The 12,001-nt window shown below is 65.7% G+C and carries 11 protein-coding genes; 8 read left to right on the plus strand and 3 right to left on the minus strand.

What is annotated here, in order from left to right:
* Positions 1 to 86 precede the first annotated feature (86 nt).
* The 6 genes from GWK18_RS04100 (at position 87) to glmM (ending at position 5,987) form a co-directional block, all read left to right on the plus strand.
* Entirely contained in the window at positions 87 to 1,091 is a 1,005-nt protein-coding gene (locus GWK18_RS04100; protein ID WP_123824924.1) for a DNA-directed RNA polymerase subunit alpha, read from the plus strand.
* Positions 1,092 to 1,189: 98 nt separating this feature from the next.
* Positions 1,190 to 2,014 (plus strand): 50S ribosomal protein L17, encoded by an 825-nt coding sequence (gene rplQ / locus GWK18_RS04105; protein ID WP_166833344.1) that lies wholly within the window; start codon positions 1,190 to 1,192, stop codon positions 2,012 to 2,014.
* A gap of 242 nt (positions 2,015 to 2,256) precedes the next feature.
* Positions 2,257 to 3,126 carry a tRNA pseudouridine(38-40) synthase TruA gene (gene truA / locus GWK18_RS04110; RefSeq protein ID WP_233568730.1) on the plus strand — a complete coding sequence of 290 codons (870 nt, stop codon included), beginning with the start codon at positions 2,257 to 2,259 and terminating at the stop codon, positions 3,124 to 3,126.
* Positions 3,127 to 3,419: 293 nt separating this feature from the next.
* Positions 3,420 to 3,863 carry a 50S ribosomal protein L13 gene (gene rplM / locus GWK18_RS04115; protein WP_123824927.1) on the plus strand — a complete coding sequence of 148 codons (444 nt, stop codon included), beginning with the start codon at positions 3,420 to 3,422 and terminating at the stop codon, positions 3,861 to 3,863.
* Positions 3,864 to 3,901: 38 nt separating this feature from the next.
* A complete protein-coding gene (rpsI, locus tag GWK18_RS04120; RefSeq protein WP_123824928.1) occupies positions 3,902 to 4,405 on the plus strand; it encodes a 30S ribosomal protein S9 in 504 nt (167 codons plus the stop codon).
* Positions 4,406 to 4,634: 229 nt separating this feature from the next.
* On the plus strand, positions 4,635 to 5,987 hold the full coding sequence (gene glmM, locus GWK18_RS04125) for a phosphoglucosamine mutase (RefSeq protein WP_123824929.1): 1,353 nt from the start codon (positions 4,635 to 4,637) through the stop codon (positions 5,985 to 5,987).
* A 115-nt stretch (positions 5,988 to 6,102) separates the two neighbouring features.
* On the opposite strand, the gene mscL is transcribed toward glmM, so the two are convergent.
* From mscL to coaA, 3 genes are all read right to left on the minus strand, one after another.
* A complete protein-coding gene (mscL, locus tag GWK18_RS04130) occupies positions 6,103 to 6,543 on the minus strand; it encodes a large conductance mechanosensitive channel protein MscL (RefSeq protein WP_123824930.1) in 441 nt (146 codons plus the stop codon).
* Positions 6,544 to 6,625: 82 nt separating this feature from the next.
* Entirely contained in the window at positions 6,626 to 7,375 is a 750-nt protein-coding gene (locus GWK18_RS04135) for a M15 family metallopeptidase (protein WP_123824931.1), read from the minus strand.
* 11 nt (positions 7,376 to 7,386) lie between these two features.
* A complete protein-coding gene (coaA, locus tag GWK18_RS04140) occupies positions 7,387 to 8,343 on the minus strand; it encodes a type I pantothenate kinase (RefSeq protein ID WP_166833346.1) in 957 nt (318 codons plus the stop codon).
* A 350-nt stretch (positions 8,344 to 8,693) separates the two neighbouring features.
* Between coaA and GWK18_RS04145 the strand changes: the two genes are divergently transcribed.
* Positions 8,694 to 10,772, plus strand: a complete 2,079-nt coding sequence (locus tag GWK18_RS04145) for a PTS mannitol transporter subunit IICBA (RefSeq protein ID WP_123824933.1) — start codon at positions 8,694 to 8,696, stop codon at positions 10,770 to 10,772.
* Positions 10,769 to 11,911 carry a mannitol-1-phosphate 5-dehydrogenase gene (locus GWK18_RS04150; RefSeq protein ID WP_123824934.1) on the plus strand — a complete coding sequence of 381 codons (1,143 nt, stop codon included), beginning with the start codon at positions 10,769 to 10,771 and terminating at the stop codon, positions 11,909 to 11,911. Before GWK18_RS04145 ends, GWK18_RS04150 begins: the two co-directional genes overlap by 4 nt.
* Positions 11,912 to 12,001 lie beyond the last annotated feature (90 nt).

The following is a 12,001-nucleotide window of genomic DNA, read 5'->3' on the forward strand; positions in this document are numbered from 1 at the left end:
GGCCCGCCTGCCCCAACCCACACACTTGAGAGTGCTCCACCACCTGCGTGCGTCATATAGCGGAGGCACGCTGAAAGGAACCATCAGTGCTCATCGCACAGCGCCCCACCCTTTCCGAAGAGGTCGTGGCCGACAACCGCTCCCGGTTCTCCATCGAACCGCTCGAGCCGGGCTTCGGCTACACCCTCGGTAACTCTCTCCGTCGCACCCTGCTCTCCTCGATTCCCGGCGCTGCTGTCACCAGCATCCGGATCGACGGCGTGCTCCACGAGTTCTCGACCGTGGAAGGTGTCAAGGAGGACGTCACCGAACTCATCCTCAACATCAAGAAGCTCGCCGTCTCCTCGGAGGAGGACGAGCCGGTCGTGGCCTACCTGAACAAGCAGGGCCCGGCAGAGGTCACCGCGGCTGACATCCAGGTCCCCGCCGGTGTGGAGATCCACAACCCGGACCTGCACATCGCCACCCTGAACGCGAAGGGCAGCCTCGAACTCGAGCTGACCATCGAGCGCGGCCGCGGGTATGTGACCGCAGCCCAGAACAAGTCCGGCGACGCCGAGGTCGGCCGTATCCCGGTCGACTCGATCTACTCGCCGGTGCTCAAAGTGACCTTCCGCGTGGAGGCCACCCGTGTGGAGCAGCGGACCGACTTCGACCGCCTGATCCTGGACGTCGAGACCAAGGAAGCCATCTCGCCGCGTGACGCCGTCGCATCGGCCGGCACCACCCTGGTCGAGCTGTTCGGTCTGGCCCGCGAGCTGAACTCCGAGGCCGAAGGCATCGAAATCGGCCCGTCGCCGACCGACGCCGCGATGGCCGCCGACATGGCGCTGCCGATCGAGGACCTCGAGCTGACCGTGCGCTCCTACAACTGCCTCAAGCGCGAGGGCATCCACACCGTGGGTGAGCTCGTGACCCGCTCCGAGGCCGACCTGATGGACATCCGCAACTTCGGTGCCAAGTCCATCGACGAGGTCAAGGTCAAGCTCGTGGAGCTGGGCCTGGCCCTCAAGGACTCGCCCCCAGGTTTCGAGGCCGCCGCGCGTCCTGCGTCGATCGACGACGACAACCCGTTCGACGTCCAGCAGTAATCCTTACGACCTTCTTCTCCCGCCAAGGGGTCGCATCGACCGGGACGAACCGGGTCGAGGGCCTGAGCTGACGGGAAACACCCAGGAGACCAACCGATATGCCTACTCCCACGAAGGGCGCCCGCCTCGGCGGCAGCCCGGCACACGAGCGCCTCATGCTGCGCAACCTCTCGCAGCAGCTGTTCGAGCACAAGCGCATCACCACCACGGTGACCAAGGCCAAGCGTCTGCGTCCGCACGCCGAGCGCCTGATCACGGTCGCGAAGCGCGGTGACCTGGCCGCTCGTCGTCAGGTGCTCAAGCAGCTGACCGACAAGGCCGTGGTGCATGAGCTGTTCACCACGATCGCCTCCGCCATGGAGGACCGCCCGGGCGGCTACACCCGCATCACCAAGATCGGCAACCGCAAGGGCGACAACGCTCCCATGGCCGTGATCGAACTGGTCATGGAGCCGGTCGCCACCAAGGCCACCGTCGCCGAGGCCGAGGCCGCCACCAAAGCCCAGGCCCCCAAGGCCGCAGCCGAAGAGACCCCGGCTCCCGCGGCCGACGTCGTGAGCGATCCCTCGGCATCCCTGGCCGAGGAGGGCGGCACAGCTGCCGTCGATCTCTCCGAGGAGACCCCGGCGGCCGTTGCACCGGCAACCGCAGGTGACACCGATGCCCAGGTCGAGACCCAGCCCGCCGAGGGCGCGGTCGAGGCCGACGAGTACGCCGGTTCCGCCAAGCCCCTCGAGTCCGGCGAGGCCCCCGAGGGCTTCACCATCAAGGGCAACAAGCAGTCCATGAAGTACCACGTGCCGGGCTCCCGTTGGTATGCGGGCACCAAGGCCGAGGTCTGGTTCGACACCAAGGCCAACGCTGAGGCTGCGGGTTACTCGCCCGCCGGCGGTGCTGCCGCCCAGAAGATGGACGGTGAGTGATCACTGCCTGAGGGCATGAGCGATCACCATTGACCGTGGCCCCCGGATCATCACGATCCGGGGGCCACGGTCCTATCCTGGTCTCCGAACCCGCAGCCGGCGCCGCCGCGCGCCCAGACACCATCCCCTGTCAGAAAGCACCCTTCCCCGTGCCTGAAAGCAACACGTCCCAGCCCTGTCCATCGCCCGGGACGGAGCGTCCCGGTCCCGATCAATCGGAACCCCGCCCCGTCCGCGTCCGCGTGGATCTCGGGTACGACGGCGGCCCCTTCGACGGGTGGGCCCGGCAACCCGGGCGCGAGACTGTACAGGGCAGCATCGAGGCCGCCCTGTCCATGCTGGTGCGGCGGCAGGTCCGGACGGTGGTCGCGGGACGAACCGATGCCGGGGTCCACGCCCGCGGCCAGGTCCTGCACTTCGACGTCACCGACCAGGAGTGGAGCCATTTGCGCGGCAACCGTGGGGAGGACGCCGCGGAGGTGATCATGCGCCGTGCCGCCGGGGTGTTGTCGCGGGTGTTGGGTTCCGAGCGGCGCCAACGCGGACTGCCCGAGGCTCCCGGGGCGATCGTGATCACGGACGTCCGACGGGCGGTGGAAGGATTCGACGCCAGGTTCTCGGCCGTGGCCAGGCGCTACACGTACCGGATCCAGGACGGATCCAGCGCGCACGACCCCCTGAGCCGGAACTCCACGTGGTGGCTGCGCGAGTCCCTGGATGTCGACGCCATGAACGCGGCGGTGCAGCCCCTGCCGGGCCTGCACGACTTCCTGAGCTTCTGCCGCCCCAGGGCCGGGGCCACGACGGTGCGTGACATCAGGGCCGTCCACGTGGAACGCGTGGCGCCGGGGGCAATCGAACTCCACATCGAGGCGGATGCCTTCTGTCACAACATGGTGCGTTCCATCGTGGGCGCGGCCGTACGCGTGGGAAAGGGGGAGCGCCCCGTGGAATGGGTCGGTCAACGCCTTGAGGAACGGGCCCGGTCCTCCGACATGCTGCTGGCACCACCGCAAGGATTGGTGCTGGAACAGGTCATGTACCCGGAGGACTGCGAGTTGGCTGCCCGCGCCGAGCAGACCCGGGCGCGACGCAGCGAAGTGAAGGCCTGACCGGCCCAACGGATCACTAAATTTCGGTACACAAATGTGAGATTCCACCCGGTGGCCCGCCCCGGGTGGAATCGCCAACGCATCTCCGGTATCTTTGACTGCTGTTGTGCATGTCCCACCTCGGTTCACGTGTACCCTGATCCGCCGCCCAGTTGCAGGGCGCACGGCGGTCTGGTGCTCCGGGGCCTGTGGACCCGGATGCTGCTCGGCCCTCACCCGAGCCCCGGTCGAAGCACACAGGACCCGATCTGAGCCCGATCAGATCCATCGAACCGAAACGAAGGCAGATCAACGTGCGTACGTATACCCCGAAGCCCGGTGACGTCCAGCGTGACTGGTACGTCATCGACGCCAGCGACGTCGTCCTCGGTCGCCTGGCAAGCCACGCCGCAGTCTTGCTGCGCGGCAAGCACAAGGCAACCTTTGCTCCCCACGTGGACACGGGCGACTTCGTCATCATCGTCAACGCGGACAAGGTCGCCCTGACCGGCGACAAGCTGCGGAAGAAGATGGCCTACCGCCACTCGAACTACCCCGGCGGCCTGACCGCGACCTCCTATGCGGAGCTCCTGGAGAAGAACCCGGTGCGTGCCGTGGAGAAGGCCGTTCGCGGCATGCTCCCCAAGAACAAGCTTGCTGCCCAGCAGATGTCCAAGCTCAAGGTCTACGCGGGTCCCGAGCACCCGCACGCTGCGAACCAGCCCAAGACCTTCGAATTCAACCAGGTCGCCCAGTAATTCCGGGCCTTTCGAGATCGACTGAACGAGGAGACATCGTGGCTCAGAACACTGAAGAGAACTACGCCCCGGAGGGGGAGGAGCTGACCTCCTACACCTCCGAGTCCAGCGTCGGCACCGAGACCGCCGTGGCGACCGAGCGTCCCGCCCTGACCGTTCCCGGCCAGGCCACCGGCCGCCGCAAGGAAGCAGTCGCGCGTGTGCGCCTCATCCCGGGCTCAGGCAAGTGGACCATCAACGGTCGCACCCTGGAGAACTACTTCCCGAACAAGCTGCACCAGCAGGAGGTCAACGACCCCTTCAAGCTGCTGGAGCTGCAGGGCGCCTACGACGTCGTCGCGCGTATTGACGGCGGTGGCCCCTCCGGCCAGGCCGGTGCGCTGCGCCTGGGCGTGGCTCGCGCTCTGAACGAGATCGATGCCGAGCACAACCGCCCGGCACTCAAGAAGGCAGGCTTCTTGACTCGTGACGCCCGCATCATCGAGCGCAAGAAGGCAGGCCTCAAGAAGGCACGCAAGGCTCCCCAGTACTCCAAGCGCTGATCTGCGCCGCTGGTGTACGACGACGCCCCGTCGTCCACGGTTTCGTTCCGTAGACGGCGGGGCGTCGTCATGCCCGGGACATCCTGCTCCGGGCACTTACGATGTAGTTCAACAAGAAACGGTGTGCTCACCTGGGCGGTAATCTCCGGCCGGGGTCATGCCGAGGTCATGCCGAGGGGCACCGCGTACACCGCTGCGCCTGCCGCCCCGGCAAGGGGATGGACGATCGATGACACGAATTTTCGGGACCGACGGTGTTCGCGGCCTGGCGAACGAGCTGCTCACCGCCGACATGGCGTTGGACCTCGCGCAGGCTGCAGCCATCGTGCTGGGACACAATCACGCGGCGGAGGGACAACGCCCCCGTGCGGTCCTGGCGCGTGACGGACGCGCGTCCGGAGAGTTCCTGGGGGCAGCGGTGGCCGCGGGTCTCGCGGGCTCCGGTGTGGACGTCCACGACGCAGGTGTGGTGCCCACCCCCGCACTGGCCTACCTGGTGGGTGACATGGACGCCGATTTCGGCGTGATGATCTCCGCCTCCCACAACCCCGCTCCGGACAACGGCATCAAGTTCCTGGCCCACGGGGGCAAGAAGCTGCCTGACGCCGTCGAGGACAAGATCCAGGCACTCTACGAATCCCGCGACTTCCGACGCCCGACCGGTGCGGGCGTGGGTCGCATCTCCACCCTCACCGATGCTGAGGACCGCTACGTCCTGCACCTGGTGGGTGCCATCCCGCATCGGCTGGAAGGCATCAAGGTGGTCCTGGACTGCGCCCACGGAGCCGCCGCAGGGGTGTCACCGGATGCCTTCCACGACGCGGGAGCCGAACTGGTCAAGATCATCGGCTCCGAACCGGACGGACTGAACATCAACGACGGCGTGGGTTCAACCCACTTGGGTCCGCTCAAAGCGGCGGTGGTCGAGTACGGTGCCGATCTGGGTATTGCACACGACGGTGATGCCGACCGCTGCCTGGCCGTGGACGCGGAAGGCAACGAAATCGACGGCGACCAGATCATGGGGATCCTGGCGTTGTCCATGCACGAACGTGGACGGCTCGAGAAGGACACCCTGGTGGTCACCGTCATGTCCAACCTGGGACTCAAGTTGGCCCTGCGGGAGCGCGGGTTGGAGATTCGTGAGACCAAGGTGGGGGACCGCTACGTCCTGGAAGCCATGACCGAGGAGAACTACAACCTGGGTGGCGAGCAGTCAGGGCACGTGATCATGTCCGACTGGGCCACCACGGGCGACGGTCTGTTGACCGGTCTGATGTTGGCTTCTCGGGTCGCGGAGACGGGCCTCCCGCTCTCCGAACTGGGCAAGGTCATGACCCGGTTGCCGCAGATCCTGATCAACGTCAAGGGCGTGGACCGCTCGGCCACCGCCACGGACACGGGGCTGGCCCAGGCCGTCGCCGCGGCCGAAGGGCGTCTGGGGGAGACCGGCCGGGTTCTGCTCCGAGCCTCGGGCACCGAACCGGTCGTGCGTGTCATGGTCGAAGCCGCCACGGAGGAACAGGCGCGCGAGGAGGCGGAGTTCCTGGCCGGGGTGGTGGCGGACCGGCTCGCGCTGTGAGCGCCGCGTCGTCGTGAACGGCGGCCGGAACGCGGGCTGAAACCCGCGGGAATACGAAGAGGCCCTGCATCTCGGTGAGATGCAGGGCCTCTTCGAACGGAGGGTGAAAAGTGGATCAGGCGTTGGGATCCTTGTCGGCCGCAGAGCCCGGCTTGGGGGTGCCGCCGCCGGCGAGCAGGTCGCGGATCTCGGTCAGCAGAGCGACGTCGGGTTCGACCTCTTCCTCGTCGGGGGCGATGCCGAGGCGCTTGTTGCGGGCCTCGATCATCTTGTTCATCGGCATGACGACCACGAAGTACAGGGCCGCAGCGATGATCAGGAAGTTGATGATGACGGTCAGCCAGGCGCCGAAGCGCACGTAGTTCTCGCCGTCGCCGACCTGGAAGGCCAGGAACTGGTCGAAGCTCGGGAAACCGATGAGGCCCGAGATCAACGGCATGATGATGGAGTCCACCAGAGTGGTGATGACAGGTGCGAAGGCGCCGCCCATGATGACCGCAACGGCCAGGTCGACAACATTGCCCTTCATGATGAAATCTTTGAAACCCTGAAGCATGGGTCAAAGGGTAGCGGGGATTTGATGGGGGTTCCAGGATTTTATACAGGGTACGCCCGTGATTCCGAACACGATTCAGGACTCAAGAGATGTAGTCGGCGGCAGCCCCTGTGCCGTAGAACTCCTCCAGGGTTTTTGCCCCCGAGGCGTGGAACTGTTCTGCCTGGTCGCGCCCTATGTAGCGGAAGTGCCACGGTTCGTAGGCATAACCGGTGATGGATTCCTTGCCCTCCGGGAAACGCAGCACGAAACCGTATTCAAATGCATTGTCAGCAGCCCATTGGGCGGCCCGGGTCTTACTGAAACAGACTTGGAGGTCACATCCCGAGCCATCGGCAAGGTCCACCGCGAGCCCCGTCTGGTGTTCCGAATATCCGGGGCGTGCAGAAATGCGATCGGCAGTAACCTGACCATTTTGTTGAACCCAATGGTCATAGGTCGAAACCTGCGTGTCATAAGACCGGTAAGCGGAAGTCACCGACACTGTGATGTCCTCGGCGCGCATGTCCTCCAGCATGGTCTCCAGGGCTTCCGCGGCATCCCCTCGCAGTTGCTGGCCTTCGATCGCAACCAAGGGATCCGGCGTGTAGTCGGCGGGGTCCAGCGGGTTCTGCTTGTTCACGACGACGTCCAGCGAATCCGCCGTCGTGGTGTCCGCGTCCGCCGCGGCAGCTCCGGAGGGTGCGCTTGAGGCCGGTGCGCCCGCGCTCGTCGTCGTGGAGGCCGCGTCCGTGGGGGCCGATGATTCGGATGAGGTGCCGGTCCCGCATCCGACCAGCAGGAGCCCGGCCAGAGCGGCGGTCGAGACGACCCGAAACGTGTCAGCGCGCATGACGATCCTGTTCAGTTCTTGCGGACGAGCACGCGGCGGATGGAATGGTCGGAGGCCTTGGACAGAATCAGCTGGGCCCGACCGCGGGTGGGCCGGACGTTCTGCAGGAGATTGGGTTCGTTGATCCGCTTCCAGATGTCGGTGGCGGTGGCCACTGCCTCCTCATCCGACAAGCTCGCATAGCGGTGGAAGTAGGAGGCGGGGTCGGCGAAGGCACCCTGTCGGAGCGCCTGGAACCGCTCGATGTACCACCGCTCGATGTCCTGGGTGCGCGCATCGACGTAGATGCTGACGTCGAAGAAGTCGCTCAAAGCCAGGGAGGCACGGTCACCCGGGCCGATCTTGGCGGGGGCCAGGACATTGAGGCCCTCCACGATCACCACGTCCGGGCGGGTCACCACGACCTCTTCGCCCGGGACGATGTCGTAGGTGACGTGTGAATACTTGGGGGCCCGCACTTCGTCGGCCCCCGATTTGATCTCTGCCACGAACCTCAGCAGGGCGCGGCGGTCGTAGGATTCCGGGAATCCCTTGCGCTGCATGAGCCCGCGGCGTTCCAGCTCTGCGTTGGGGTGCAGGAAACCGTCCGTGGTCACCAATTGCACGCGGGGCGTGGACGGCCACCGCGCCATGAGTTCCCGCAGGAGGCGAGCCGTGGTCGACTTGCCGGCCGCCACCGAACCCGCAATGCCGATCACGAACGGTGTACGGGCGTGCTCCTGACCCAGGAACTCGTTGGTCGACGTGTTCAGGGACGTGGCAGCGGCGTCGTAGAGAGTGAGCAAGCGGGACAACGGCAGATAGACCTCGCGGACCTCTTCGACGTCCAAGTGGTCGCCGAGGCCTCGCAAGGACTCGATTTCGTCTCCGGCAAGCGGGACGTCTATCTCCGTCGACAGACGGGACCACGTGTGCCGATCCAGTTCCACGAACGGCGACGCGCGGTGTGCCCCTGGCGTTGTGCTCATCGCAGGACAGTGTAGGACAGCACGGTTCGTTGCCGTTGTCCTGGCAGTCCTTCTGGAGAGTTCTCTTGGTAGTTTCGCGGCGCCCACGGCAGTTCGTTGCCGTGAGTGTGCTACGGGTGCATCGGGACGTGAGACTATTCCCTTGCACATCCACGGTGAGCCCGTCCACGACCGCGCTGCAGCGGCCGTTCGGACCTGCCGGTGCCGGGGTGGGGGGCACCCTCCAAGACGTCGTCCTCCCCGATCATCACCACCCTTAGTCCGCCGGGGTGACGAGGAACAGCCAGGTCTTTCGAGGCAGTTGTGGTTCCTGAAGTCCCCAGCGCCTGAACGATCCGAAGAGGGACGTCTTGAGCACAGCAACCACTTCCGCCGCCGAGGCGGGGACGGTACAGAAGAAGGGCGGACTGCGCGTTGCCGTGCAGAAGTTCGGCACCTTCCTGTCCTCCATGATCATGCCGAACATCGCGGCATTCATCGCCTGGGGCCTGATCACCGCGCTGTTCATTCCGGACGGGTTCTTCCCGAACGAAAAGATCGCAACCATGGTCAGCGCCATGGTCATCTACCTGCTCCCGCTGCTGATCGCTTACACCGGTGGCAAGCTCGTCTACGACGTCCGCGGCGGCGTGGTCGGTGCCATAGCAACGATGGGCGTCATCATGGGCACCTCATCCCCGGTGTTTATCGGTGAGGACGGCGCAGCCGCACCCATGTTCCTTGGGGCCATGATCATGGGTCCGTTGGCAGCGTGGTGCATGAAGAAGCTCGACTCCCTGTGGGATGGCAAGATTCGCCCGGGCTTCGAGATGCTGGTCAACAACTTCTCGGCCGGGATCTTCGCGGCCATCGCCGCGATCGGCTCCATGTTCCTGTTGACCCCGGTCATGAACCTGTTCACCCAGGTGGCAGGTGCCATTGTGGAGTTCCTGGTCAACACCGGGTTGCTGCCCTTGACCTCTCTGATCATCGAACCGGCCAAGGTCCTGTTCCTCAACAATGCGATCAACCACGGCCTCATCACTCCGCTGGGTTCTGCCGAGTCCCTCGAACAGGGCAAGTCGATTCTGTTCCTGCTCGAAGCTAACCCCGGCCCCGGTCTGGGCATCCTGCTGGCCTACATGGTCTTCGGTCGCGGGACCGCCCGCGCCACGGCCCCCGGCGCGGCCATCATCCACTTCGTGGGCGGTATCCACGAGATCTACTTCCCGTATGTGCTCATGAAGCCGCAGCTGATCCTCGCAGCGATCGCCGGTGGCATGTCCGGCATCGCCGTGTTCCAGATCTTCCACGTCGGGCTGCGTGCGCCGGCCGCCCCCGGCTCCATCATCGCAATTCTGGCCCAGACGGCATCGGATTCCTACGTGGGCGTCATCCTGGGCGTCCTCGCAGCGGCTGCCGTCTCATTCGCCGTCGCCTCCGTGATCCTCAAGCTCTCCAAGCAGACCGAGGACAGCCTGGCCGAGGCCACCGCCAAGATGGAAGGCATGAAGGGCAAGAAGTCCTCCGTGTCCTCCGCTCTGGCAGGCGGCGCGGCGGATGCCCAGAACACCATCTCCAAGATCGTGTTCGCCTGCGACGCCGGCATGGGGTCCTCCGCCATGGGTGCCTCCGTGCTGCGCAACAAGATCAAGGACGCCGGCTTCGGATCAGACGTCTCCGTGGTCAACTCCGCGATCAACAACCTCAAGGACGAATTCGACCTGGTGGTCGTCCACGAGGATCTGCTCCACCGCGCCGAGACCCCGACGCCCTCGGCCATGCACGTGGCCGTGGACAACTTCATGGGCTCCCCGCGCTACGACGAAATCGTGGAACTGATCCGCGAGCAGCGCGACGGCGGTTCGGCGCAGGGCGCCGAGACCTCCGTGCCCGTCGCAGCAGCTGCCGGTGCGGGTACGGGCGCGGCAGCCGGTTCGGCAGGTGGGGCCGCCGCAGCTGCCCCCGAGCGCGAGGAGGCGCCGTCGTCGGCGAACGCGGCTCCGGTCGATGGCGGCAAGCAGATCCTGTCCACGGACTCGATCAAGCTCGGTGCCAGCGCAGAATCGCGCGCCGCGGCGATCGACCAGGCGGGCAACCTGCTGGTGGACACCGGTGCCGTGGACCGCGCCTACGTGGAGGCCATGCACGAACGTGAGTCCTCCGTCTCCACCTTCATGGGCAACGGCCTGGCCATCCCGCACGGGACCAATGAGGCGAAATCCGCAATCCACGATTCGGCCATGTCCTTCATCCGCTACGACCGTCCGGTCGACTGGGGAGGCCAGGAGGTCAAGTACGTGATCGGCATTGCCGGTGCGGACGGACAGCACCTGGGCCTCCTGGCAAAGATCGCCAAGATCTTCTCCAAGAAGGAATCCCTTGCTCAACTGGAGGCTGCACAGACTCCCGAGGAGATCCTCGAGATCTTTGGAAAGGTCAACGGATGAAAGCCCTACATTTCGGCGCAGGCAACATCGGCCGCGGGTTCGTCGGTGTCCTGCTCAACGAGGCGGGATACGAGCTGGTCTTCGCGGACGTCGCCGCCCCGCTCATCGACGCCTTGAACGCCCAGGAGACCTACACGGTCCACGAGGTCGGCGCGCAGCCGCGGGACATCGAGATCACCGGGTTCTCCGGGGTCAACTCGGCCGAGGACACCGATGGTTTGCTCGAGCAGATCAAGACCGCCGACGTCATCACCACCGCGGTGGGCCCGACCGTTCTCAAGATCATCGCCCCCACCCTGGCCGAGGGTCTCAAGGCGCGAGCCGAGGTCGGCGGTTCCAAGGTGGCCGTGATGGCGTGCGAGAACGCGATCAACGCGACCGACGGTCTGGCCGAGTCCATCCGGGAGACCTACCCGGAGGTCGACGGGATCGCGGTGTTCGCCAACACCGCGGTGGATCGCATCGTCCCCAACCAGGCGCCCGGACAGGGTCTGGACGTCACGGTGGAGAACTACTACGAGTGGGCCGTGGAATCCACGCCGTTCGGTGACGACGTCCCCGAGATCCCGGGTGTCACCTGGGTCGAGGACCTTGCTCCGTACATCACCCGCAAGTTGTTCACGGTCAACACCGGCCACGCGGCCACCGCGTACTTCGGCTACCAGGCCGGGATCTCCAAGATCTCGGATGCGCTGGAGAACTCCGAGGTGCACGCCAAGGTCGAAGCCGTGTTGGGGGAGACCAAGGCCCTGCTGGTCGAGAAGTTCGGCTTCGAACCCGAGGTCCAGCAGGCCTACGTGGACAAGATCCTCACGCGATTTGCCAACCCGCACCTGCCGGACACGGTGGACCGTGTGGGCCGGGCTCCGTTGCGCAAGCTCTCGCGCAACGAGCGGTTCATCGGCCCGGCGGCCGAGCTGGCCGAGCGCGGCATGGATGCGTCCGCATTGGTTTCAGCCGTTGCAGCAATCCTCGGTTTCGACGTCGCCGAAGACGCCGAGGCGCAGGAATTGCAGTCCAAGCTCGCCGCGGCCAAGGACGATCGCGCCGCGACCGACGCCCTGGTGACGGAACTGACCGGGATCGACCCGGCCCACCCGTTGTTCGGCTCGCTCAACGAGGTTTTCGGGGCTCGATGACTGGTCACTGAGACGCGCGACAGCCCCCGGCCTTCACCTGCTGGCCGGGGGCTGTTTGCTTGCATGACGTTGCCGCGGCAACCACCAGTG

It is taken from the genome of Kocuria sp. JC486 (assembly GCF_011602805.1).
Lineage (GTDB): Bacteria > Actinomycetota > Actinomycetes > Actinomycetales > Micrococcaceae > Kocuria > Kocuria soli.

Coding starts and splice junctions, on each gene's coding strand:
- GWK18_RS04135 (WP_123824931.1), bottom strand. CDS start 7,375: ATGCGCGCTGACACGTTTCGGGTCGTCTCGACCGCCGCTCTGGCCGGG.
- GWK18_RS04150 (WP_123824934.1), top strand. CDS start 10,769: ATGAAAGCCCTACATTTCGGCGCAGGCAACATCGGCCGCGGGTTCGTC.
- rplQ (WP_166833344.1), top strand. CDS start 1,190: ATGCCTACTCCCACGAAGGGCGCCCGCCTCGGCGGCAGCCCGGCACAC.
- coaA (WP_166833346.1), bottom strand. CDS start 8,343: ATGAGCACAACGCCAGGGGCACACCGCGCGTCGCCGTTCGTGGAACTG.
- mscL (WP_123824930.1), bottom strand. CDS start 6,543: ATGCTTCAGGGTTTCAAAGATTTCATCATGAAGGGCAATGTTGTCGAC.
- glmM (WP_123824929.1), top strand. CDS start 4,635: ATGACACGAATTTTCGGGACCGACGGTGTTCGCGGCCTGGCGAACGAG.